The sequence below is a fragment of the Siminovitchia fortis genome, from assembly GCF_007681465.1.
Taxonomy (GTDB): domain Bacteria; phylum Bacillota; class Bacilli; order Bacillales; family Bacillaceae_C; genus Siminovitchia; species Siminovitchia fortis.
This window is the reverse complement of the sequence record NZ_VEKZ01000047.1, coordinates 1-24480: the sequence shown is the minus strand read 5'-3', so window position 1 is coordinate 24480 and position 24480 is coordinate 1. Positions and strand designations below refer to the sequence as shown.

At 40.5% G+C, this 24480-nt stretch carries 21 protein-coding genes; 19 read left to right on the top strand and 2 right to left on the bottom strand.

Going from position 1 to position 24480, the window contains the following annotated elements; translation table 11 throughout:
• Nucleotides 1–165: 165 nt before the first annotated feature.
• The 4 genes from FS666_RS14070 (at nt 166) to FS666_RS14050 (ending at nt 3722) form a co-directional block, all read left to right on the top strand.
• Nucleotides 166–564 (top strand): VOC family protein, encoded by a 399-nt coding sequence (locus FS666_RS14070; RefSeq protein WP_120075559.1) that lies wholly within the window; start codon nt 166–168, stop codon nt 562–564.
• 275 nt (nt 565–839) lie between these two features.
• Nucleotides 840–1655 (top strand): ZIP family metal transporter, encoded by an 816-nt coding sequence (locus tag FS666_RS14065; RefSeq protein ID WP_144462764.1) that lies wholly within the window; start codon nt 840–842, stop codon nt 1653–1655.
• A gap of 150 nt (nt 1656–1805) precedes the next feature.
• Nucleotides 1806–2219 carry a hypothetical protein gene (locus FS666_RS14060; RefSeq protein WP_144462762.1) on the top strand — a complete coding sequence of 138 codons (414 nt, stop codon included), beginning with the start codon at nt 1806–1808 and terminating at the stop codon, nt 2217–2219.
• A gap of 504 nt (nt 2220–2723) precedes the next feature.
• Nucleotides 2724–3722: a zinc-dependent alcohol dehydrogenase family protein gene (locus FS666_RS14050; protein ID WP_144462760.1), complete on the top strand. Its 999-nt coding sequence runs from the start codon at nt 2724–2726 to the stop codon at nt 3720–3722.
• 316 nt (nt 3723–4038) lie between these two features.
• Here FS666_RS14050 and FS666_RS14045 read toward each other — a convergent pair whose 3' ends face one another.
• On the bottom strand, nt 4039–4641 hold the full coding sequence (locus tag FS666_RS14045) for a LysE/ArgO family amino acid transporter (RefSeq protein ID WP_144462758.1): 603 nt from the start codon (nt 4639–4641) through the stop codon (nt 4039–4041).
• Nucleotides 4642–4739: 98 nt separating this feature from the next.
• On the opposite strand from FS666_RS14045, the gene FS666_RS14040 reads away from it, so the two are divergent.
• From FS666_RS14040 to qoxD, 7 genes are all read left to right on the top strand, one after another.
• Complete coding sequence (locus FS666_RS14040) at nt 4740–6158, top strand: aminotransferase-like domain-containing protein (RefSeq protein WP_144462756.1); 1419 nt, start codon at nt 4740–4742, stop codon at nt 6156–6158.
• 215 nt (nt 6159–6373) lie between these two features.
• The gene (gene mutM, locus FS666_RS14035) at nt 6374–7174 is read left to right on the top strand and encodes a DNA-formamidopyrimidine glycosylase (RefSeq protein ID WP_120075567.1); all 801 of its coding nucleotides are present in this window, start codon (nt 6374–6376) and stop codon (nt 7172–7174) included.
• Nucleotides 7175–7190: 16 nt separating this feature from the next.
• The gene (locus FS666_RS14030) at nt 7191–8033 is read left to right on the top strand and encodes a deoxyribonuclease IV (RefSeq protein WP_144462754.1); all 843 of its coding nucleotides are present in this window, start codon (nt 7191–7193) and stop codon (nt 8031–8033) included.
• Nucleotides 8034–8427: 394 nt separating this feature from the next.
• Nucleotides 8428–9333, top strand: coding sequence for a cytochrome aa3 quinol oxidase subunit II (gene qoxA / locus FS666_RS14025; RefSeq protein ID WP_144462752.1), 906 nt, complete (start codon nt 8428–8430; stop codon nt 9331–9333).
• 68 nt (nt 9334–9401) lie between these two features.
• Nucleotides 9402–11348 carry a cytochrome aa3 quinol oxidase subunit I gene (qoxB, locus tag FS666_RS14020; RefSeq protein ID WP_144462750.1) on the top strand — a complete coding sequence of 649 codons (1947 nt, stop codon included), beginning with the start codon at nt 9402–9404 and terminating at the stop codon, nt 11346–11348.
• Entirely contained in the window at nt 11348–11944 is a 597-nt protein-coding gene (qoxC, locus tag FS666_RS14015; protein ID WP_120075574.1) for a cytochrome aa3 quinol oxidase subunit III, read from the top strand. Before qoxB ends, qoxC begins: the two co-directional genes overlap by 1 nt.
• 1 nt (nt 11945) lies before the next feature.
• Complete coding sequence (qoxD, locus tag FS666_RS14010) at nt 11946–12227, top strand: cytochrome aa3 quinol oxidase subunit IV (protein ID WP_144462748.1); 282 nt, start codon at nt 11946–11948, stop codon at nt 12225–12227.
• Between the two features lie 7 nt (nt 12228–12234).
• Here the strand turns inward: qoxD and FS666_RS14005 are convergent, their stop codons facing one another.
• Nucleotides 12235–12498, bottom strand: coding sequence for a hypothetical protein (locus FS666_RS14005; RefSeq protein WP_120075577.1), 264 nt, complete (start codon nt 12496–12498; stop codon nt 12235–12237).
• A gap of 317 nt (nt 12499–12815) precedes the next feature.
• Between FS666_RS14005 and FS666_RS14000 the strand changes: the two genes are divergently transcribed.
• The 8 genes from FS666_RS14000 (at nt 12816) to FS666_RS13965 (ending at nt 24123) form a co-directional block, all read left to right on the top strand.
• Complete coding sequence (locus tag FS666_RS14000; protein ID WP_144462746.1) at nt 12816–14198, top strand: S8 family peptidase; 1383 nt, start codon at nt 12816–12818, stop codon at nt 14196–14198.
• A gap of 202 nt (nt 14199–14400) precedes the next feature.
• A complete protein-coding gene (pbp4, locus tag FS666_RS13995; protein WP_144462744.1) occupies nt 14401–16437 on the top strand; it encodes a penicillin-binding protein PBP4(5) in 2037 nt (678 codons plus the stop codon).
• A gap of 107 nt (nt 16438–16544) precedes the next feature.
• Nucleotides 16545–16934 (top strand): BlaI/MecI/CopY family transcriptional regulator, encoded by a 390-nt coding sequence (locus tag FS666_RS13990; protein ID WP_144462774.1) that lies wholly within the window; start codon nt 16545–16547, stop codon nt 16932–16934.
• Nucleotides 16934–18730, top strand: a complete 1797-nt coding sequence (locus tag FS666_RS13985) for a BlaR1 family beta-lactam sensor/signal transducer (protein ID WP_144462742.1) — start codon at nt 16934–16936, stop codon at nt 18728–18730. The genes FS666_RS13990 and FS666_RS13985 overlap by 1 nt, the downstream gene beginning before the upstream one ends.
• A 201-nt stretch (nt 18731–18931) precedes the next feature.
• Nucleotides 18932–20950 (top strand): peptidoglycan D,D-transpeptidase FtsI family protein, encoded by a 2019-nt coding sequence (locus FS666_RS13980; protein WP_144462739.1) that lies wholly within the window; start codon nt 18932–18934, stop codon nt 20948–20950.
• A 169-nt stretch (nt 20951–21119) separates the two neighbouring features.
• Nucleotides 21120–22733: an ABC1 kinase family protein gene (locus FS666_RS13975; protein WP_144462737.1), complete on the top strand. Its 1614-nt coding sequence runs from the start codon at nt 21120–21122 to the stop codon at nt 22731–22733.
• Nucleotides 22734–23027: 294 nt separating this feature from the next.
• A complete protein-coding gene (locus FS666_RS13970) occupies nt 23028–23447 on the top strand; it encodes an Rrf2 family transcriptional regulator (protein WP_120075936.1) in 420 nt (139 codons plus the stop codon).
• Between the two features lie 91 nt (nt 23448–23538).
• Complete coding sequence (locus FS666_RS13965) at nt 23539–24123, top strand: class I SAM-dependent methyltransferase (protein WP_120075938.1); 585 nt, start codon at nt 23539–23541, stop codon at nt 24121–24123.
• The last annotated feature ends 357 nt before the right edge of the window (nt 24124–24480 follow it).

Sequence of the window (24480 nt, the reverse complement as noted above, 5' to 3'; positions counted from 1 at the left end):
CGAAATTTACACGGACTTGCTTCACTAGGTGGTACACAATCTGTCATTCATTGATGGTATTGATATAATGACGAAAGGGGATTAAAGAACTTTTTGATAAATCGTGGCGAAGGTGGCATTTTATAAAAGAAGTGGTTGAGTGCTGCTGAAGGAAGGAGATTTTTAATGGAAAAGGTTACACCATTCTTAATGTTCCAAGATGGCAAGGCGGAAGAAGCAATGAACTATTACACATCACTCATAGAGGATTCAGAAATTATAAGTATTGTTAGATACGGAGCAAATGAAGCCGGGGAAGAAGGAACTGTGATGCAGGCTGCTTTTTCCTTGAAAGGACAAGAATTTATGTGCATTGACAGTAATATTAAGCATCAATTTTCATTTACACCTTCGTTTTCAATCTTTCTTACTTGTAGTTCTGAAGAGGAACTTGACAACCTTTATGAAAAACTTATCGAAGACGGCCAAGCCCTTATGCCGTTGGATGATTATGGGTTTAGCAGGAAGTTCGGATGGATAAACGATCGGTACGGTGTCTCTTGGCAACTTAATCTTCCCGAATGAAAGGATACGGCCAATAACAAAACAATTTGTTAAATGGTCAAAAACTCTACAGCAAAACGAGGGGAAAACCGGATGCTCATCCGATTTTCCTTTTTCATTATTGAAAAAAATCATGGGAGTTTTTTTGTTTGAGAGTTCAATTAATCAGACTAAACATTTTCCCTTTTTATGAACACCGCCCATTAAGGATTGATATAATATAGTGGTTCAAGTTTAATTTTGGAACATGCTAAGCAGATAAAAGCTTATGAATTAAAAAAAGGAGTTCTTCGAACATGGTGGAGTTTTTCATGAATTTCAATCCGGTGATGCAAGCGTTTCTGGCTACGTTATTTACTTGGGCTATGACGGCTGTCGGAGCGACGCTGGTGTTTGCCACCAAAACGATTAACCAGCGGATGCTTGACGGTATGCTCGGTTTCGCCGGAGGCGTCATGATTGCTGCGAGTTACTGGTCACTGCTCGGGCCGGCCATCGAGATGTCTGAAGATAGTGTGGTTGGTGTCTGGTTCCCGGCGGCTACCGGATTTTTATTGGGCGGCATTTTCATTTGGAGTATAGATAAAATCCTGCCTCATCTTCATCCGAATGCTGAAATGACAGATGCGGAGGGGTATCGGCCCAAGAAAATGAAGAGGAGCACGCTCCTTGTATTTGCGATTACGCTGCATAATATTCCCGAGGGGCTTGCTATTGGGATTGCCTTCGGTGCACTTGCGAACGGGGGGACGGAATCGTCTTTGGCCGGTGCGCTTGCCCTGGCACTTGGAATCGGAATCCAGAACTTTCCCGAAGGGGCTGCGGTTGCGCTGCCTTTAAGGGGAGATGGCATGTCGCGGCGGAAGAGTTTTATGTACGGCCAGTTTTCGGGGATGGTTGAACCAATCGCCGCTGTGATCGGGGCAATGGCCGTCGCATTTATCGAACCTTTGCTTCCGTATGCCCTGAGCTTTGCAGCCGGAGCAATGATTTTTGTTGTAACCGAAGAGGTCATCCCGGGATCCCAGGAAAAAGGTAACAAGGATCTTGCTTCAATGAGCTTGATGTTCGGATTTATTTTAATGATGATCTTGGACGTGGCATTGGGTTAAGCTGAGAGACCAGCTTCAGAAGTCCGGTTTTGATAAATCTAGTATTATCAAGGGCCCTGGATTTTTGTTCGTTGGCTCTTGGACTAACCGTATATTTTCCTGTAATGACCACATAATAATGATAATCATTTGGATAAAAGAGGTATTTATATGCAGAATCTAAAAAGGCTGAAAAAACTGATGGATGCTTCGTTACAAATTTTAGATCATATGATTGTCGATCCATCGGATGCCGGAAAGCTTCGGCATATCAAGGAAATGATGCATGAGGAAAATAGGAAACTTTCCAATATTTATAACAAGGACACAGATCAGCGCAGTTTTTCGGCAGCCACTTCTATGCGACAGAATATTGATGAAATTATTAGAGTGGTTGATCAATTCAAAGGAAACCTGCGGGAGGATTATCGGTTATCAAGTCAGGATATCGAACAGTTTGAGCAGCTGTCCATTGATGAACAGAGCCAGAAAACAGAAGCGTATCATGATAAGATCGACTACAAGAGTATGGTGAAGTTGAAGGAGAACCTTAACAGGATAAACGATGAGTTGCTTCGTCTTTAGATAATGCATTTTAACCATAATCAATGGGGAGGGGGGCACTGGCAGCCACGATTTTTTATTCCGACATCGCTTTTCCTGTTTCAAGTTCTAAAAATCATATCCACCAAAAGGAATGGATGACGATGTCTAATCATATCCTTAATTTGTTGCTGGTACGATTTTTTTAATAATTCCCGATTCTCGAACGGTTGTGGCTTCAAAGACTATATGACAACATTTTCCAAAATACCGTAAAACATTCAAAAGCTGAAAAGCTAGTGGTGATCATTGAAAGCGAAGCTGTTACCATTAGGGATAACGGAATTGGTTTCGAGGTTGATAGTAGGATCCTAGGCCTAGGATTAAAAAAATTAAGGATATTGCTAGAATACTTAGTTTGGAATATGCCGTTCTATCAAATGAAAATGGCACTTTTTTTGTTTTACAGCAACGCGATAAAATTCCACTGTTAATCGTTTAGCCCATCCCGTGTCTATACGATAGAGAACTGAAGGAGGCTCAGATTTGAAAGCAAAATGTATTAAGTTTTATGAGTTTGGCAGTCCTGAAGACGTTTTAACCATTGAAGATAAAAGCGTTCAGCCGCCTGCGGATCATGAAATCCTCGTACGTATGCTGGTTCGCCCGATTAATCCGTCCGACTTAATCCCAATCAGGGGCTCTTATGCCCATCGAACTTCTTTGCCGGCTATTCCTGGTTATGAAGGAGTCGGAATTGTAGAAGATGTTGGCTCATTGGTAACTAAAAATCTCATTGGGAAGCGGGTTTTACCTTTACGTGGAGAAGGTACTTGGCAAGAGTTTGTTAAAACTTCAGCAGAGCATGCAATCCTCATTCCTAACTTTATCGATGATTTCATTGCTGCACAAATGTATATCAATCCGATTACAGCATGGGTTATTTGCACAGAAAAGTTAAGATTAGGCCCGGGTGATACGTTGTTGGTAAATGCATGCGGCTCTTCGATCGGTCATATTTTTGCCCAATTATCAAAAGTGTTGGGATTTCAATTAATTGCGGTAACGAGAAATGATCATTATACAGATGAACTGCTTCGCCTGGGTGCTTCCCATGTCGTTAATACATCCAAGGATCCGTTATATGAGACAGTTATGGATTTAACGAATGGAAGGAGGGCCTCCGTCGCCATTGATTCAGTGGGAGGGCAATCTGGCACCGAATTAGCTTATTGCGTAAACCCTCGAGGTACTTTATTAAGCATAGGGCTTTTGTCGGGGACTCAAGTAAACTGGGAAGAAGTTACAAAGAAAGCCATGGTAAACGCCCAAATATTTCATTTACGGCATTGGAATCAAAGAGTATCGACAGAAACTTGGCAGGGGACATTCCAACGTTTGATAGAATTAATAAAAAATAACCAATTAAGTTTAATGAAGCCCGATTCCCATTTCGACTTATCAGAAATAAAAGAAGCTGTAAAGTCTGTTGAATCTCTTAAAACAAGGAGAGGGAAAGTGCTTTTAACAAGCTATTTAAACTGAACTAAACAATGTTGTTATCCCTATTAGAATAAACCGTCCAGTGCCCGGCTTCGGTGAAAAATCACTTGCGCGGTAACTGGAGTGCCGCCCCAGTGCCCGGTTCCGACGAAAAAGCGCCGGCGCGGTAACTGGAGTGCTGCTCCAGTGCCCGGCTCCGACGAAAAATCGCTTGCGCGGTAACTGGAGTGCCGTTCCAATGCCCGGTATCGATGAAAAATCGTCAACGCGGTCATTGGGCGGCCCGATCCATGCCCATTCCAATGAAAAATCGCCCGCGCGGTCACAAAAACCCCCTAATCATTAAGGGGATGTAAAATCAGGTTAACCCAATCATTAAATAAAAAGCGGTTCCCCAAATAAATAAAGCGGAACATTTGTTGAATGCGTTCATTAGTTTGCCCTTCCCATCTAGTTTTTTCATCATTCTCCCTGCCGCCGTTAGTCCGAAAAACCAGATCCAGGACACGAAAATACAGGCGATTGTAAAAAATATTTGTTCTAATCCTGTATATTTCAATGCACTTGTCCCGATGACACCGACCGTATCCAGTATGGCATGCGGGTTTAATAATGAAACGGATAACGCGAAAATGATTTGCTGGCGGACTGCCAATGCTTTATCCGTTTCAGCCGTTGCAGGTTCAGACTTCCAAATAGCATATCCCATATAAAGCAAGAATAATATCCCGACAACCATAAGTGCGAGTCTCAGCCATTCAAATTGCAACACGATCACGGATACACCGAAGACAGCCAAAAGGATGAGTAGTGTATCGCAAAACCCGGCTGTAATAGCAGCCGGTAGTGCCCGGGCTATTTTTGGCTGAGTAGCACCTTGTGAAAAAACAAATACATTCTGCACACCCAAAGGCAAAATAAGACCGAATGCTAATATGATTCCATGTAAAATACTTTCCAAATGATCAGCTCCCTTTCAATTCCTATCGTACTATGATACAACTAAAAGAAAACGGCCAATTGGATGGTTTTTCATCCATCCAATTTAGGAGGGGTTGGATGAATTGGAAACCAAAACGGTCCTCCCATATGACCATTCATGAGCAAATTGTGGAATGGGTAAAGTCCCGAATCGAACGAGGGGATTGGACGGTTGGAACGAAGCTCCCGACGCAGCGCCAGCTGGCAGCGCAGTTTCATGTGAATCGAAGCACCGTGCAGCTTGCCTTTGATGAACTGAAAGCGGATGGATTGATTGAATCTAAAGTGGGGGCTGGTGCATTTGTGGCCAATAATTCTTGGAATATGCTTTTGGACAAAGCCCAATTGAATTGGCAGCAGCACATTGAATCCAGCATTTATAAGCCCAATTATCATACAATTCAACTAATCAATGAACATGAACGAATGGACCATATCATTCGTCTTGGAACAGGTGAATTATCACCGGACTTGCTTCCTGCGGAACAACTAGAGCAGTCATTAGAAGAAATATCGCTTAAACCAAAGGAAATTGGGTATTCATCACCACAAGGAAGTGAAAAACTTCGTGAGGTTTTATGTGAGTATTTAAAAAATAGAGAAATTGAAACCGTCCCGGAAAATATTTTAATTGTTTCAGGCGCATTGCAAGCACTTCAATTAATTGCCATCGGATTATTGGAGGAAGGCTCGATTGTCTTCCAGGAACAGCCTTCCTATTTAAATTCCGTACACCCTTTTCAATCGGCCAGGATGCGGATGATTTCGATTACACGGCATACATCCTTAATAGACAATTTACGGAAATTCAAAAGGAAAAGACAATCAGTATTTTATTGTGTCCCATCTTTAAACAATCCCACTGGGCAAAGCTGGTCATTGGAGGAAAAGAAAGCCCTGTACGGTGCGTGTAAGGAGATGCAGATACCGATTATTGAGGATGATGTGTACCACGAATTGGCATTTGAGACCCCTGTTCCCCCAATCAAGTCATTTGACACATCGGGGCAAGTGCTTTATATCGGCAGTGTTTCCAAAACACTAAGCCCCGGGCTCAGGATCGGATGGGTTGTGGCTCCTTCACCTGTCATAGGGCGCTTAGGTGATATTAAAATGCAAACGGACTATGGCTCCAGTGCCTTTTCTCAAGAAATTGTCGCCCATTGGATTTCATCTGGCCTTTACGAGACACATTTGATTAAACTCCGTGAACAATTAAAAAGAAGGGCCGCATTTGTCGAGGCCATATTGGAGCGGGACTTTCAAAGAGTTGCGACATGGAAAAAGTCCGAAGGCGGATTTTATATCTGGCTCAGGTTTCATGAACCCATTGTGAATAAGGCGCTTTTTCTAAACTTGCTCCACCAAAATGTTTTAATTAATCCGGGCTATATCTATGAGACAAAGGATTTACATCATATTCGTCTATCCTATGCCTATGCATCAATGCAAGAATTGGAAAAAGGGTTGGGGATTTTGCGGGAATTAATACTGTGAATTTATATATATATTTTGACTGATGGCCGGCCTTCCGGTTGCGACAATCATTGCTATATCCTTTTAAAACAATATGTTTACTTATAAATCGATGCCTCCAAACAAACAAACAAAAAACAAATCTCTAACTTCCTGGGGCAAACTGTTTTCCCTCTCATGATTTCATTATGTTGAGGAATAATGAGTATATAGATTCAATTAGTGGAGGAAAAATAATGCCGGAACTGCCAGAGATGGAAACGTATAAAACTTTGCTGCAGCAATTGATTGGAGGTAAAGTCATCACAGGTGTTGAAATTAATCGGGAAAAATCAATTAATGTATCCAAGCAGGAATTTACTCGTCAGATATTGAATCAGAAGATCGAAACCATTGATAGAAGGGCAAAATATTTAATTTTTCATTTGGAAAATGGAGCCTGTTTACTGTTACATCTGATGCTCGGCGGCTGGATGTTTTATGGAACGAAAGAAGACAAGCCGGATCGGACGGTGCAAGTACGGTTATCATTTGGAGACCGTCACCTTTATTTCATTGGACTGCGGTTGGGATATCTGCATCTTTTTACACCTGAAATGATTAAAAGCGAGCTTCAAAATATCGGGCCGGAACCATTAGATCCAAATTTTTCAACTGATGCTTTTCTCGTCATTATGAAAGGTAAAAGAGGCGGATTAAAAACGACGCTGATGAAGCAGGAAGTCATTGCCGGAATCGGCAACCGTTATTCGGATGAAATTCTTTGGCATGCCCAGCTGCTTCCGGACAGAAAAATAGATGAGCTGGACCAAGAAGCTCTGATTCGTTTATATAATTCAATCAAATTCATTCTGCAGCAGGCCATTCAAAATGGCGGCTACATGGGATCTCTCTTTAATGGAGATAACAAAACGGGCGGCTATAAGATGCTCGTCCACGGACTTGAAGGAGAAGCATGCCCGCGATGCGGCACTCCCATTGTGAAGGTGGAAATTTCCTCTCGCAAAACCTATTTTTGTGAAAACTGTCAGCATTAATAGCAGGAGAATGCATATGAGATTTGGCTGCCATCTTTCTATTAGACAAGGTTATTATGGTGCTGCAAAACGGGCATACGACATAAATGCCGGGGCCTTTCAATACTTCCCAAAGAACCCCCGCAGTTTATCGGTAAAAGACTTTAGCAAAGATGATGCGGCATTATGTAAACTGTTTTGTGAGGAAAAAAACCTTCTTTCTGTCAGTCATTCACCTTACCCGACCAGTTTAACACCGCAAGGTGAAAGAAAAAGAGAGCAAGTAATCGAATCCTTATTAAATGACCTGGAAATCTCCGACGCCTGTGGTTCAATTGGTGTTGTTGTTCATTTTGGCAAGCATGTTCCTCATCTTACTCCCCTTGAAAGCTACCAACTCATGATTGAAATGCTTAATGATGTTCTTGTGCAATGGGAGGGTACGGCTAAAATATTGCTTGAAAACAATGCAGGACTGCCTGGTACGATGGGAACAACTTTAGAAGAGCTTGTCCAGATTCGCAATTTATGTGAATATCCGGAAAAAGTGGGTTTTTGCTTTGATACTTGCCATGCGTTTGCAAGCGGGTTATGGGATGGCGAAAATTGGGACGAGTTAATGGAAAAGGGGACGGAGCTTGGATATTTCAAAGAATTATCCGCTATTCATTTGAATAATTCCAAGTATGCCGCCTACCAGGGAAAGGACCGGCACGCTCCTATCTTCGGAGTCGGCCATATAAAAGAAAATCAATTTGAACGTTTCATCACAACACCGCAGTTGAAAAAGGTTCCATTCATTCTGGAAACGCCCAAAGAAGAAATTTCACACGAAAAGGAACTTCAGCTTTTACATGAGAAGTGGGGAGATGGCCGTTAGTCGTACATTATCAGCTGGGATCGTTTATCGGTTTCTATGGGCAGTGTATCAGGAAATTATGAACCGGCGAAAAAGTCATAGTTTGATCTATTCAGACTCCCTTTCGGGTTCCATCAAGGATGGAACCCGAAAGGTTTTTTTGATCTCTAAAGAGGACGCTCCCCTTTGAAAAACCTTATAAACATGGCAATCATTTCCCATCTGTGTTTTTTTGTTGTCCTTTCTTTGAACATTTTGTTACCAATACCCCTTGTGATTCAAGAACAATTTGTGACATATATCACATACGATTGTCTTTAAACTTTGATGGTAATAAAATATTTGTAAATTGACCGCAGAACAACGAATACCTATTGCTGCTAAAAATTTTTAGTTCATAGAAAGGGGTCCCTCAATGAAAATAAAATGGGCTTTATTATGTTTGGCGATCACTATCCTTCCAATGCTGACAGGTTGCGGATCATTAATGGTTTTGGATCCTAAAGGGCCTCAGGCTGAAATGACAGCCAATGTCATTTGGATATCGATTGCAACGATGGCCATCATAGTTGTTGCTGTATTCGTCCTTTTGATTGTTATGTTAGTAAAATATCGCGCATCGAAACAAAGTGAGGATTACGAACCTCCGCATATTGAAGGAAATCCGGTGGTGGAATCAATCATTGTTGGGATACCGGTTTTAATTATTATTTTCCTTTCAATCGTTACGGTTAAATCGACCTATGCAGTGGAAGCAACACCGAAACAACATGAAGGGCAGAAGCCTTTGGTCGTGTACGCTTCATCTTCCAATTGGAAATGGCATTTCAGTTATCCGGAAGAAGATATCGAAACGGTAAACTACTTGTACATCCCAACAGACCGGCCGCTGGAATTTAAACTTTATTCATACGGGCCGATCACGAGTTTCTGGATTCCGCAGCTTGGCGGGCAGAAGTATGCGATGGCTGATATGGTGACAACGCTCCACTTGGCAGCCGACGTTCCCGGGGAATACATGGGAAGAAATGCAAACTTCAGCGGAAAAGGCTTCGCTGAAAATACGTTCCAGGTGAAAGCAATGCCAAAGGATGAATTTGATGATTGGGTCAAAGAAGTGAAAACAACGGCCGAACCTCTTACAAAAGAGAAATTCGATAAGTTACTGGAGCCTGGCCATCTTGGACAATTAACTTTCAGCGGGACACATTTAGAATTCTTGCCTGCCCCAGAAGGTGAATATAGCGGGCATCATCATGGCTCCCATGAGTCTCATGATGAATCAAACATGGAACATTCAGAGCACAGCCATCAGAAATAATTTGATGCAAAGCTTCTAAGAATTAGTTTTCAATGCTGATTAACTTAACCGGAAGGAGTCATATAAGGATGAACTATTTTGACCGATTTGCCATCCCTCATCCAAGTCCTGCCATTTATGCATCAATGGTAGCCATTGGTCTTACAGTGATCGCGATTGTCGCCGGTTTAACCTATTTTAAAAAATGGGGTTATTTATGGCGTGAATGGTTGACAACTGTTGACCACAAACGAATCGGGATTATGTATTTAATCTCTGCATTGCTCATGCTGTTCCGCGGCGGAGTAGATGCGATCATGATGCGGGCACAAACTGCCGTACCTGAAAATACGCTCTTGGATGCGCAGCATTATAATGAAGTTTTTACGACGCACGGGGTAGTCATGATCATTTTCATGGCGATGCCATTTATTTACGCTCTGATGAACTTTGTTGTTCCGTTGCAAATAGGGGCCCGTGACGTCGCATTCCCGCGCTTGAACGCGTTAAGTTTCTGGTTATTCTTTATGGGTGCCATGTTATTTAACATTTCTTTCGTCATCGGCGGTTCTCCCGATGCAGGTTGGACTTCTTATTTTCCGCTGGCGGGAAATGACTTCAGCCAATCGGTTGGAACAAATTATTATATGCTGTCGATTCAGATTGCCGGTATCGGTACATTAATATCCGGGATAAACTTTATCACGACCATATTAAAAATGAGAGCACCTGGCATGACTTTGATGAAGATGCCGATGTTCACATGGACTGCTTTTATCACGAACGTCATTGTCGTTTTTGCATTTCCGGTATTAACCATTGCGCTTTTGCTGGGAACAATGGACCGGTTGTTTGGAGCCAATTTCTTTACAACGACAAATGGCGGTATGGATATGCTTTGGGCCAACCTATTCTGGGTTTGGGGACATCCGGAAGTATATATTTTGATCTTGCCGGCATTTGGTATATACAGTGAGGTGATCTCCACCTTTGCCCGAAGAAATCTCTACGGTTATAAATCAATGGTTGGATCCATCGTGATCATTTCGTTTTTCTCATTCTTGGTCTGGACTCACCATTTCTTTACAATGGGGCAAGGGCCGTTGACGAATAGTATTTTCTCCATAACCACAATGGCGATTGCGATTCCGACCGGAATCAAGATTTTCAACTGGATTCTGACGATGTGGAAAGGGAAAATCAAATTTACTGTCCCTATGCTTTATGCGGTAGGTTTCATTCCGATCTTTACGATTGGCGGGGTTACCGGGGTTATGCTCGGTATGGCAAGTGCCGACTATCAATATCACAATACAATGTTTTTAGTTGCTCACTTCCACTACACAATTATTCCAGGTGTTGTGTTTGCCATGCTGGCAGGACTCACTTACTGGTGGCCAAAAATGTTTGGCTTTATGCTTAATGAAAGAATCGGTAAATGGGCGTTCTGGTTTATTGCGATCAGCTTTAATGTCACTTTCTTCCCGATGTTCTTCACAGGTTTGGATGGGCAGGCGCGGCGGATGTACACATACTCAGAAGCAACAGGGTTTGGACCGCTTAATCTGCTCTCATTTATCGGAGCCGTTGGGCTCGCCATTGGTTTTGCTTTAATTGTGTACAATGTTTATTACAGCACGCGTTATGCGTCCAGAAATATTAGTTCCGATCCATGGGATGCCCGTACACTAGAATGGGCGACACACAGTCCGGTGCCAGCCTATAACTTTGCGACGATACCGGAAGTTAATTCTATAGAAGCGTTTTGGGACCAAAAGAAGAAAGGGCATGGATTATTCAAAGATCATATTGAAAAAATTCATATGCCAAACAATACCGGCGGGCCGTTTATTATGAGTTGTATTTTCTTCGTTTGGGGATTCTCATTTGTTTTCAGCATGTGGATTCCAGCGATCCTTACAACCATCGGAATCTTCGCCTGCATGGCGTACCGTTCATTTGAGAAAGATGACGGGCATTACATTTCTGTTAAAGAAGTGGAAGACACAGAAAATAAGTTGCGAGGTGTCAGCTGATGAATGCAGATCACTCACTCCCTCTTGAATACAGCACAGATCAAAATCAACTGAATATTTTAGGTTTCTGGATTTTCCTCGGGGCGGAAATTATGCTTTTCGCTACGCTCTTTGCAACGTATTTCACTTTGCAGCATAGGACGGGAACGGGACCTTCCGGAGCGGAAATTTTTGAAATTACACCAGTGCTCATCGAGACGTTCGTACTCTTAACAAGCAGTTTTACGATTGGTCTTGGTGTTCACGCAATGCGTATTGGCAACAAGAAAGCGATGATGGCCTTTTTTGCCGTCACGCTGCTTCTTGGCCTTACTTTCTTGGGCGTCGAAATTTATGAGTTCGTCCATTATGTCCATATCGGAGCGGGACTGCAAACAAGTGCATTCACAGCCATCCTGTTAACAACTTTAGGGACACATGGAGCCCACGTAACACTTGGCTTATTCTGGGGATTATTCATCATCCTGCAGGTAAAGAAACGGGGATTAACACCAGGAACAGCCAATAAAGCGTTCATTTTTTCACTTTACTGGCATTTTCTGGATGTCGTGTGGATATTTATTTTCAGCTTCGTCTACTTGAAAGGATTGATGTAGCATGAGCGAATTATTTCCACGGAAACAAGTCGCAGGTTTTGTATTTTCATTAATGCTCACGGCCATTGCTCTTTCCGTTTATTTCTTTGATCTGTCGTTTGCAGCCGGAATGACCGTACTTTTGGTCACAGCGTTCGTGCAGGCTGCCGTTCAGCTTGTTGTGTTCATGCATGCAGGTGAAACGAAAGATAAAGGATCAATTTATACGAACATCTATTATGCATTTGCCATAGCTTTGGTCACCGTCTTCGGTACATTGTTAATTTTGATTTGGGATATGTAAATATCGATTAAAAGGAGTGTCTGAATGGCGCTCCTTTTTTATTGGAAAATCTAATCCCTTTATCAGTTTTTTTCTCCATCTCTTCAGTCGCTACAAAAAACACACCGATCAGAAAAATAAAAATAGCCCCCATCACTGCACCAATTCCTACGCTTGTAGCTACGCTGGTATCGCTTACAAAAAAACCGTATAGAAAAATTGCCATTCCGATTGAAAGGATTGTGTAACCAACAGATTTTGTAGCATTTAATATTTTGCGTGTAGATTCCATCGTGCATTCCCCCCTGCATCTATTATTCAACTAGTTCACAAATTTGTCAAATGTTTTTTGGTTCCGGCCCCCTTTGCGGTAATGCGTTACAGAAGAAGAGAGTGCGATGGAGAAATTGAAATAACAATGGGCGTCATTCTTTCTTAAGACAAATGATGGACTATTCTCGAATCCGTTGATTCCATCCCGAAAAAGAGGTAACCCACAGATATCGGTCACCAATCACCGAGATAGCTGTCCAACATAAAATATTTCATTTTGGAAAACATAAACGATAGCCAGTTTCAATATCAATACTCACAACATGAGGTGCAGGCATGCGAAGAAAGTCCGTCATTATTACATTGTTCTTAATTTTTGGGATTGCGGTTATTGCAGGAGTGAACTTTAACAGGCCAACGGGTAAAGTGCCCAACGAAGAACAGGCTTCCAGGAATTTGCAAGTTAGAAACATACAGCAGGAAAATTCCCATATTCAAAAAATAGACATGCTGCATCTCAATAACCATATTAAAATGAAATTGAATAACAGCCCCTCTATCAAGATGATCCATCATAATGAGCAGGATAAAAGTCACTACTACGATAAGGAAGCCGTTGTAAATTTTAAAGACCCGCCAAGTCAGGCGGATGTCGATAAAATGGCACGTGAGATTGACGGAAAACTTATAGATAAACTTGATTCCGTTTATATTTTTAAATCAAACAGCCAAACGACAACAGAGCTCATACAATATTTTGATCAAAATAATCAAGTGGCATTTGTTGAACCTCACTACATTTTTTTGCAAAATGAAGTGAACGATACGCTTTACCGGAACTATCAATGGAATTTGCCGGCTGTTGGAACGGAAAGGGGATGGAACTTCACACGAGGCTCTGATGATGTAACGATTGCAGTCGTGGATACAGGTGTTGATCTGAATCACCCCGATCTTTCCGGACGGCTGGCAAAGGGGTACAATGTTCTTGCAAAAAATGATAATCCGAATGACGATAATGGACACGGCACTCATGTAGCCGGGATTATCGCGGCTGTAACGAATAATGCCGAGGGGGTTGCCGGCGTTACATGGTATAATCCGGTAATGCCGGTAAAAGTGATGAACGCGGAAGGGATTGGCGGTTCCTTTGATGTAGCTGAGGGCATTCGCTGGGCGGCCGATCACGGCGCTGACATCATCAACTTAAGCCTTGGAAATTATCAATCCTCCCAAGTTTTGGAAGATGCGATTCGTTATGCGCTGGATAAAGACATCGTTGTTGTTGCGGCGGCCGGGAATGATAATACAAGCCAGCCGAGCTTTCCTGCAGCCTTGCCTGGGGTAATCAGTGTGGCCGCGGTAGACTGGGAAGGCAAAAGGGCCCCGTTTTCCAACTACGGGGATCATATTGACATAGCGGCCCCGGGGGTTTATATTCCCAGTACTTTTACTGACGGACAGTATGCAAGCCTTTCCGGTACATCCATGGCCGCTCCCCATGTCAGTGCTTTAGCCGGTCTCATCCGTTCTGTCAATCCGAATATGAAGAATACGGAAGTGGTGGAAATGATGACAAAAACGACGCAAAAAGCTGGAACGGAGGTACCTGACATTTATTATGGAAATGGGATTATAGACAACTCTGAAGCATTACAGTTAACCTATAAAAGAACAAAGCCTTTTGGTGGATGGTTCAATCGATTCAATGGGCGATAAAACTGTATATAGCAGCATATAACCTGGTGAAGACTCGCCAGGTTAATTTTATTTCAACATAATACGATGAATCCGGCTTGCCAAGTTGGTATTTGCCATTTAAATAATTTGTGCTATAATCAGTACAATTATTACATGTGTAGTTTTTGGGGCTAATTACTACACGTGTAGTAATTAATTGGAAGAAAAGAAGGTAAAAACATTGAAAAGCAGGGTTAAAAGTAAAAAGGCAAGGATCAACTCTTATTTCATCATGTTATTGATCATTTTAGCAGGGATCGGAGGTACGGGCCTATTCTTAATCATACATAATAATGACAGCAGACAGATGCAGGAAGCTGCAAACAATTTTATTCACATTTTAGAGAACAAGGAGTATGAAAAATTAGGTGATGTGCTTGAAAAACAATCATATACTTCAGCAGGTTATACTTTGAAAGGTGTGATAGATAAATACGATGCTATATTTAACGGAATAAATATTGATAATATCCAAGCTTCTAAGATTAAATTTGAAAAAATAAATGACAACGAACGAGAACTTTCTTTTCGATTAAATGTCACTACTCCATTGGGAGCTTTGGAAAATTTGGAATACCATACAAAAATCGTAAAGACGGATGGCCAGTATAGGGTAAAATGGGATCCTTCATTAATTTTTCCGGGGATGGAAGGAAAAGATAAGGTGGCATTTCGTCATTGGAAAGCGGAACGCGGGGAGATTAAAGATCATCTTGGTAATGGATTGGCGATAAACGAAGTATTTAAAGAGGCGGGAATTGTACCGAAAGATTTATCCCTAGGGAATGAAAAAGAAAAAAGGCTGCAAAAAATTAGCCAACAGTTTGATATCCCGGTAGAAGAAATACATCAAAAACTAAATCAAGATTGGGTAAAAGATGATTTATTTGTTCCTCTGAAAATCATTGAATCCAATAAAGCGGAAGTGATTCCCGGTATTTCCTATCAGACTACAAAGCTTCGTTATTATCCTTTAAAGGAAGCCGCTGCTCATTTAATTGGATATGTAGGGAAAGCGACAAAGGAAGATCTGGAGAAAAAACCACATTTGGCGGAAGGGGACATGATTGGCAAAGCCGGATTGGAAAAAGCTCTCGACAAAGAACTGCGGGGTAAAGATGGAGGAGAAATCCTTATTGTTGATGAAAACGGAGAAAAGAAACAAGAAATTCAAACTCTAGAGAAAATGGACGGAAAAACGATCAAACTGACGATTGATAACTATATCCAAATGGAGGCATTCAAACATTTGAAAGGAAAACCCGGCTCTACCGTTGTAATGAACCCGAAAGAAGGGGGGGTTTATGCGGCTGTCAGTTCCCCTTCATTTGATCCGAATAAAATGGTTCAAGGCATGTCCCAGAAGGATTATGATCGATATGCCAATGATGAGAATAAGCCATTTATCTCAAGGTTTGCTACAGGTTATGCACCCGGTTCCACATTTAAAACGATCACCTCGAGCATCGGCCTTGATGCCAAGGTGACATATCCAGATAAGCTTAGGAAGATAAATGGCTTAAGCTGGCAAAAGGATAAAACCTGGGGAGGCTATTCAGTTACTCGTGTTTCTGATGTACAAAATGTAGATATGAGAAAAGCACTCATTTACTCTGACAATATTTACTTTGCTCAAGAAGCGTTGGAAATGGGAGAAAAAACCTTTAGAAATGGTCTGAAACAGTTTATCTTTGGAGAGCAATTAGATTTGCCAATTGCGATGAAAGCAGCCCAAATTTCTAATCAACCAACATTTAATTCAGAAATTCTTCTGGCTGATACCGCCTATGGACAAGGAGAATTATTGATTTCCCCTATTCAGCAAGCAGCCATGTATTCTGTTTTTCAAAACGAGGGAAAGGTTGTTTATCCAAGATTATTAGATGAAAAACGTGTGCGGAAAACAAAACCTGCCATCACTAGTTCAACGGCGAATGAAATGAAAGATCGGTTGGAAGAGGTAGTAAGCGATCCAAATGGAACTGCCCATCTTTTATACAACGAACAGCATCAGTTAGCTGCCAAAACCGGTACGGCAGAATTAAAAATGCAGCAAGGAGAAAAAGGAGATGAAAATAGCTTTTTATTGGCCTTTGATGCTGGGAATGATCAATTTCTTCTTCTTTCACTTGTGGAACATTATACTGCAGGCAGTTCTGCAACCCAGTTGAATCAATCATTTATAGAGGAGTTATATGAATATTTTCAAATGCGTTAGTCTTAACAGGTAATTATTTACTCCAACCTGCAACAAGATTTAAGCTTTAAGCAATTGTCCCGTCTTGCTATAATAAATACTACAAATGTAAAAGCAGGAGGGCCATGATGAAAGAAATTCCCAAAATATCAGAAGCGGAATTTGAAGTTATGAAAGTGATATGGAAAAACGAGCCGATTTCTACTCCAGAGGTAGTAGAGATTGTATCGAAGAAAGTTGATTGGAAGCCAAACACCATTCAAACAATGTTATCACGCCTGGTGAAGAAAAAAGCATTGAAAACCAGAAAACACGGGAGGGTATTTGTTTACACTTCGCTGATTGAAGAGCATGAGTATGTTGGGCAAAAAAGTGAGTTATTTCTTAAACAATTTTTCGGCGGGGCGTTGAATTCAATGGTATTGAATTTTATTGAAAATGACCAGCTGTCAAAGGAAGATATTTCCGAGCTAAGAAAAATATTATCTGAGAGGGATATGAAAGAAGGGAAAAAATAATGGATACCTTTATACTGCGATTTTTTTTAAGTACGATAGTGGTATCCTCCCTTGTTTTAACGATTCTTTTGACGAAAAAAATATTTTACGGACATATGTCTAAGAAAACACATTATAAAATGTGGTATTTCCTTTTCATCCCATTTATAACTTCTTTTTTACCTGGAGATTTCTTCCGGATAGGAGAAATCTATCAACATATTAAGGGGCTGTTTTTCGTTCATAACGGCACCGCATATAAGGGTGAACGAATAAGCGGGTCAGATGTGTATCAAGCGCCTAACACTGACTTACTGCATGATTTCACGGTATCCGTGAACAATTCAACGCCAGATTTCATCCATCGTGCCTTACTTGGTGCCTGGATTATCGGAATGGTCCTTTTCATTGGCGTGGCGATACATGCAAACTATCAACTCCATCAATTAAAAAAGTCGGCTGCCACGATTAAAAATCAAAAAATAAATGAAATGTTAGAGGAATGCAAAGAGGTTGTAGGGGTGAAGAAAAAGATAAAATTACGAGAAACCCCGCTTATTACCTCTCCTGTCACACTCGGGATTTTACATCCGTATATACTTTTGCCAAAGAACACACGGGAAACATTCTCTTTAAATGAATTAAAATATGTTTTTTTACATGAATTGAGTCATCAAAAGAATAAAGATGTGTTTGTTAATTACGCCATGTGGGTTTTACAGATCATTTATTGGTTTAATCCACTCGTATGGTATGCCTTTAAAAGGATGCGAATAGACCGGGAGTTGGCTTGTGATGCTTCCGTCCTACACTTTTTAGATGAGAGTCGGCATATTGAATATGGATTCACAATCATTCGTTTTGCGGAAAAAAAATATAGCCAAGCTTATGGCCAGTTTGCCTCTGGAATGGGAGGGACCAAAGAACAGATTAAACAGAGAATCCAAAGTATTGCTGGCTACTCCAGGGATTCACTGCTGTTGAAATGGAAAAGCAAAGGAATCTGCGCGGCTTTAGGGATTTTTGTGTTATGTCTTAGTCCGCTAACCACAGCTATAGCTGTTTCAAATGATGTGTACCATTTCAGTGGGAAGAATACCGTATATGAAGATTTAAGTTCATATTTTAATGGGTACAGCGGCAGCTTTGTTTTATATGATGCCGCCACAAAAAACTATCAAATCTATAATCGGGAAATGAGTGAACAAAGGATCTCTCCCAACAGCACATATAAAATTTATTCTGCATTATTTGCTTTGGAGGAAAATGTTATTTCCGTAAAAAATAATGAACAGCATTGGGATGGAACTGTTTATCCATTTGAAGAATGGAATAAAAATCACGATTTATCTACTGCATTGGGCAGCTCGGTCAATTGGTACTTCCAAAACCTGGACCAAGAAATAGGAAAAAAACAATTACAATACTATTTCCATAAGATAAAATATGGAAACGAAAATCTGTCGGGAAAATTAGACAGTTATTGGATGGAATCCTCATTAAAAATATCACCGATTGAGCAAGTGCAGCTGTTAACCGCATTTGGAGAGAACTCATTTGGCTTTAAAGAAGAAAACGTTCGAGCAGTAAAAAATGCCATCTTTATTGATGAGCAAAAGAACGGTCAATTATATGGAAAAACCGGCACTGGAATGGTAAATGGGAAAAATGTAAATGGGTGGTTTGTTGGATTTGTAAAACATGACGACAACACTTATTATTTTGCAATCAATATCCAAAGTGAAAAAGGAGATGCCAACGGAAGCAAAGCAGCGGATATTGCAACTCAAATATTACATGGTAAACATATTTATTAAACAGGATGTTCAAAAAGTCACCAAATGATAAGCGGCGAATCTCTTCGTTGGCTTGTTTCAGCGCTGCAACTTTTTGAACACGCACTTAAAGCAGTCCCAAAAAGGATTCTTCCTTTTTGGGCATTTTCCGGCCCAAATACTACATTTGTAGTATTTGGGCCGGATCACATCCATACAGTTATTAAAGAAGGTGTTTTGACGATGAAAGAAAAAATGAAAAATGTAACTGCGTTTCGGATCAATCTCCTGTTTCTTATCATTTTTTTAATTTTTTGCTTGCTGATTTTTCGGCTGGGTTATCTTCAAATCGCGCACGGTGAACAATTCAATAATGAAATGAATCAATCGAATGTGGTCACTGTGAAAAAGCCTGCTCCAAGAGGATTGATCTATGACAGCAAACACCGCTTGCTGGTGGGCAATAAAGGGTTAAAAGCTATTACATATTTTCGCTTGAATAATAGTACGCCTGATTCCATGTTGAAGCTAGCAGAAGAACTGACGAAGTATATTTCCGTAGATACTTCCGAGTTAAAAAAGCGTGATTTACAGGACTATTTTGCCGCAAAGTATCCGGATAGGATCAATAAAAGGCTAAGTGGAAAAGAAAAGCAATTACAAGGAGGGGAATTATATAAAGCCCAAATAAAAAGGGTGAGCGACAATGACATAGCTTCTTTGGACCAACAAGAAAAAAGTGTTGCGATGCTATATAAAAAGATGAACAGTACTCCTGAATTTGATACAGTCATGATAAAAAATAAGCATGTTACAGAGGAAGAAGTTGCCAAGGTAAGTGAACATTTGCAAGATTTGCCGGGAATTGACGTGGCGACGGACTGGGAAAGAGATTATAAGGAAGGTACCATGTTAAAAAGTGTTTTTGGTTCAGTAACTTCTGAGAAAACAGGCTTGCCCAGCGACCAAAAAAAACTCCTGCTGGCAAAAGGCTATGCACTGAATGACCGGGTTGGAAAAAGTTACCTGGAAAAAGGATATGAAGAGATTCTTAAAGGTACAAAAGAAGAATATGAATTAAGGATAGACAAAGGACAACTGGAAAAATCAAAACTTAAAACAGAAGGGAAAAAAGGAGATAACCTCGTATTAACGATAGACATTGATTTTCAAAAAAAGTTAGATGAAATTGCAACTAACGCATTGATTCAACGGAAAGGCAAACTGGCAGATCGACTTTATATTAGTGCCATCAATCCGCAAAATGGTGAAATTCTCGGCATGACCGGGAAAAAGATAAACATGTCGACTGGCGAAATAGAAGATGATACGTTAGGTGTTTTTACCACTCAATATACAATGGGGTCAAGTGTAAAAGCGGCTTCTGTTCTTGCAGGGTATATGGATGAAGTGATTACTCTTGATGATAATGTAATGATTGATAAACCACTTAAATTTGCGGAGACCAAGTCGAAAAGTTCATGGTTTAACCGGAACGGGAGCATGGCGTTAAATGATACTACTGCATTAGAAGTCTCTTCAAATTCCTATATGATGCAATTGGCAATGCGGATGGGTGGAAAATATCATTACACGCCCGGGGAAACTTTGAAGATGAATAGTGAAGCGGTATTTAAAAAGCTCAGATATTATTATTCCCAATTTGGCCTTGGCGTCCCTACTGGAATTGATATTCCAGGTGAAACCGCAGGTTTAAAAGGCAAGGAAAGCAATCCCGGCCTTGCGCTCGATCTTGCTTTCGGCCAATTCGATACCTATACAACATTGCAGCTAGCTCAATATATCTCGACTATAGCAAATGGAGGCAACCGAATTGCCCCAAGAATGGTAAAAGAAATTAGAGGCACGGATGAGCAGGGGGAATTAGGTGAACTGAAAAAGGCTTTTACCCCCAAAATATTGAATCATATAGAGATTGAAGACAAATATATTAATAGAATCAAAACGGGATTATACAATGTTGTCCATGGCAGCAATCAATACGGGACAGGGAAAAAACTTGCAAGTTCCCCCTATGATATTGCGGGAAAAACCGGAACAGCTCAAGCTTTTTACAGCGGTCCTATTGAATCCGCAAATATGACGGCTGTGTGGAACTTAACTTTTGTTGGTTATGCACCATCAGAGAATCCACAGATTGCTATTTCTGTCGCGCTGCCCTATATGGACACAGATAAAGAAGATGCTATTTTAGATATTCCCAAAAAGGTATTTGATGCTTATTTTGAATCTGAATCGTGACCTGATTCGTAAAAATAAAATTAAGAGAGACCGGAGATTAAAAATGTAGTATTGCCCGCCAGTAAACCGGGTGAATGAATTCCATTATTAGTGTAAAAGAAGGAGTTAGGCCCCTTTTTGCTGAATATAGGTTTTATATGGGCGTTAATGAGAAATGAGATGATCATGTATGAAGAACAAAAGCAAGTTGGTACGAATGTATAAGGTGTTATTGATGTTCTTTACCTTTTTCATTCAGATCTATTGGTACAAAATGAGCAAGAAACCTGAAGCAGAATGGGAAAAACTATGGAGGAATATTGGAAAAAGGTTTAGGAGAACGCTTTTTGAACTTGAAGGCCTTCTTATTAAAGTAGGGCAGATCATTAGCAGCCGTGCCGATCTGTTCCCACAGCCATTGATTCGCGAAATAGAGGATCTGACCGACAAGGTACCGCCTTCGGACTGGAGTGAAATTCAGGAAATTCTCGAAAAAGAATGGGGAAACAATCATAAAGAGCTGCTGCTTTCTATTGAAAGAGAGGCGATTGCTTCGGCATCCATTGGAGAGGTTTATAAAGGTGTTCTCCAAGATGGATCAAGAGTAGCCATTAAGGTACAGCGCCCGCACATCAATTCCGTTGTTCAAACTGATTTCCGTACGTTAAGTATTGCCATTTGGTTTGCAAACTATTTTTTGCCCATTCCAAAGGGGTTTATCAATTTTAAAGTTTTGTTCTCCGAGCTAAAGCAGGTGATTGAACGGGAGCTTGATTTTACAAAGGAGAAGGAAACCCTTCTATACTTTCAAGAAAGATTCAAGGGGAATGAGATTGTTCAAATTCCGCAAGTATATACTGAGCTTTGCACTTCCAAAGTGTTGGTGATGGAATGGGTAGATGGGAAAAAAATAACCGATATTGCGGCTTTAGATCAGTTGGATGTACCCCGTAAGGAATTGGCGGAGCGGCTCATCAAGGTGTTCCTGCCTCAATGGCTTGAGCCCGGAACCTTTCATGCTGATCCACACCCAGGAAACATCCTAGTATCCGGGGATGGACGCATCATCCTGCTCGATTTCGGAATGGCAGGTGAAATTTCAAAAAATGATGCCTCTGCATTTCAAAGTTTAATTGAAAGCTTTTTGGCTAAAAATTATGCCAAGGCAGTCGAATGCCTGTCACGTTTGGGTTTCTTGCTTCCCGAGGCTGACACCAGGATGATGGAAAGGTTACTGGCTGAATGGATGACTTTCCAGCCTGCTAAAATGACTGACATGGATTTGATCACCTTCAAACGTGAACTTAACGACATGATTCAGGCACTTCCAATCCAGGTTCCGATCCGCTTTGTCTTTTTGGGCCGCTCTGTTGTTGCAATTGAAGGGATTATGACTCATTTGGTGCCAGAAGAGGAAATCCTTGATCTGGGTAAGCCTATTTTCATGGAATGGTTAATGTCCCAAGGGAATAAATGGTCCTTTGTCAACCAATGGATCCAATCACAGCCGATATTTAGGGTCTTTCACTCAGTGACAGAGTTTTTAAAGACACCAGAAAAACTGGAACTCATGAAGGAAACTGAACAAAGAAGACAGTTTCAATTTACGATTTACGAAAATCATAAGAAGCAGTTATTTCTATTGACATTGTTTGGATTAACAGGGATTACTGCTGGAATCCATCTATCAAACTTGTTAATCTTGAAACTTTTTATCGTACTGTCCGCCTTTTCGATTGCGGGTTATGCGATTATCGGTTATAAGCTGAAAAAATGGATGAAGTACATGCATAAAAAACGGTAATACTTTTTGTTGAAGTATTGGCATCAAGAAAGGGAGAGTGTCTTGAAATCGGCATTGCCATTAGCTTTAAGAATGATTTTATTGCCAGGTTGCAGAACGCGGCAAGCGTAAACTTGGACAGGAACCACCTGTACTTCCGATATAAATGTTTTTTAGTTTTCGGAGGTAAATCATTGAAGGTAAAATCTTGAACCAACAGTTTAATGTAATTTAGCGTTGATATTCCTTTCGTCATCATTTAAAATCAATTATGGATATCAAAGGTCTTTAATAGACATTAAAAGGAGTAAAACAATGAAATATTCAAAAGCTACTAATTATGCGTTACATGCAATAGTCTATTTAACTCTAACACCAAGTGGAAAAAGTGTAGGAGTGGAACAGTTGGCTAAAGTGCAAAATCTTTCTCCGACATACCTTTCGAAGATTTTAACAAAGCTTGTGAAGGCAGGATTGGTTGAATCAAACCCGGGTGTAAATGGCGGATATTCATTAGCAAGACAGTCATCAAACATTTCTTTCTTAGATGTTGTTCATGCGATAGAAGGGAAAGCACAATTATTCAGCTGTTCATTGGAGCATGGCGAACTAGACAGGAATCAAGGCTGTTTAATTGAAAAGGTGATGACTGAAGCAGAGCAAAAGATGAATGATGAACTGAGCAGCGTATCGATCTGTAAAATTGCTGAACAGATTCAATCATTAAAGCATTAAAATTCCTTGTTACAGTCTTAGGTTATATTTTTTACATTAATTATAGATATTAAAGGTCTTTAATAGGTTTATTGAAAAGGAGAAAAAAATTATGGATAAAAAACAATGTAATTTTAATGAGATGGAACGTTTAGCAAAAAAAGTTGAGTTCCTTGATAATCCGGAAAGAAGAGGGGATATTCCACCAAAGAAGCTCATAAAAAAGCTTCCTGTTAAGAAGACCGACAGTATATTGGATTTAGGCGCCGGTACAGGATATTTTACCATTCCTTTCGCTAAAACCGTTGAGGGGCCGGTCTATGCATTAGATATAGATTTAGATATGTTGGAAATTATAAAGAAAAAGGCAATAGAAGAAAATATAACGAATGTCAAATCTATTAAGGGCTGTATTGATGACCTTCCGCTATCCGATAATTCCATTGATCTTGTATTCGCTTCATTAGTTCTGCATGAAGTCCAGCAGTTATCCACTTCATTACAGCAAATTAAGCGAGTGCTTAAAGATAATGGATATTTCATATGTATTGAATTTGAAAAGAAGGATAACCAGCCCCATAATCACCCTAGAATTACATCTTCAGCGATGGAACAAGAACTCATAAAGGCAGGATTGGCGGTAACGGAGAAATTAACTCCTACAGATGCTATATACATGATCATTGCAAGGAAATAATTATTTATTGCTAAATATCCGGCACCTGGCCAACAAGAAATAGCGAGGAAGCTTAATAATAAGGAATTGAGGAAAGGGGCGGCAGCTATACTTATCCTATTATTTTTTAACCGTTAACCTACATCCGTAAAAATTTTACGAACAACTGGCAGAAGGCCCGGTATTTCAATGCCAGGATGAATCTCAGCGGCATAGATTCAAATAAAGATGAAAAAGCGCTTGCTTTTATCTTTTGAATATTATAACATTAATATAGAATGTACGTTCGGAGGTCCGGGTAAATATGGCGAACAAGGGTCCCCGCTATGTCGTAGAACTATTCCTCAAAACGGAGATTTTTCAAGTTCATATACTGGA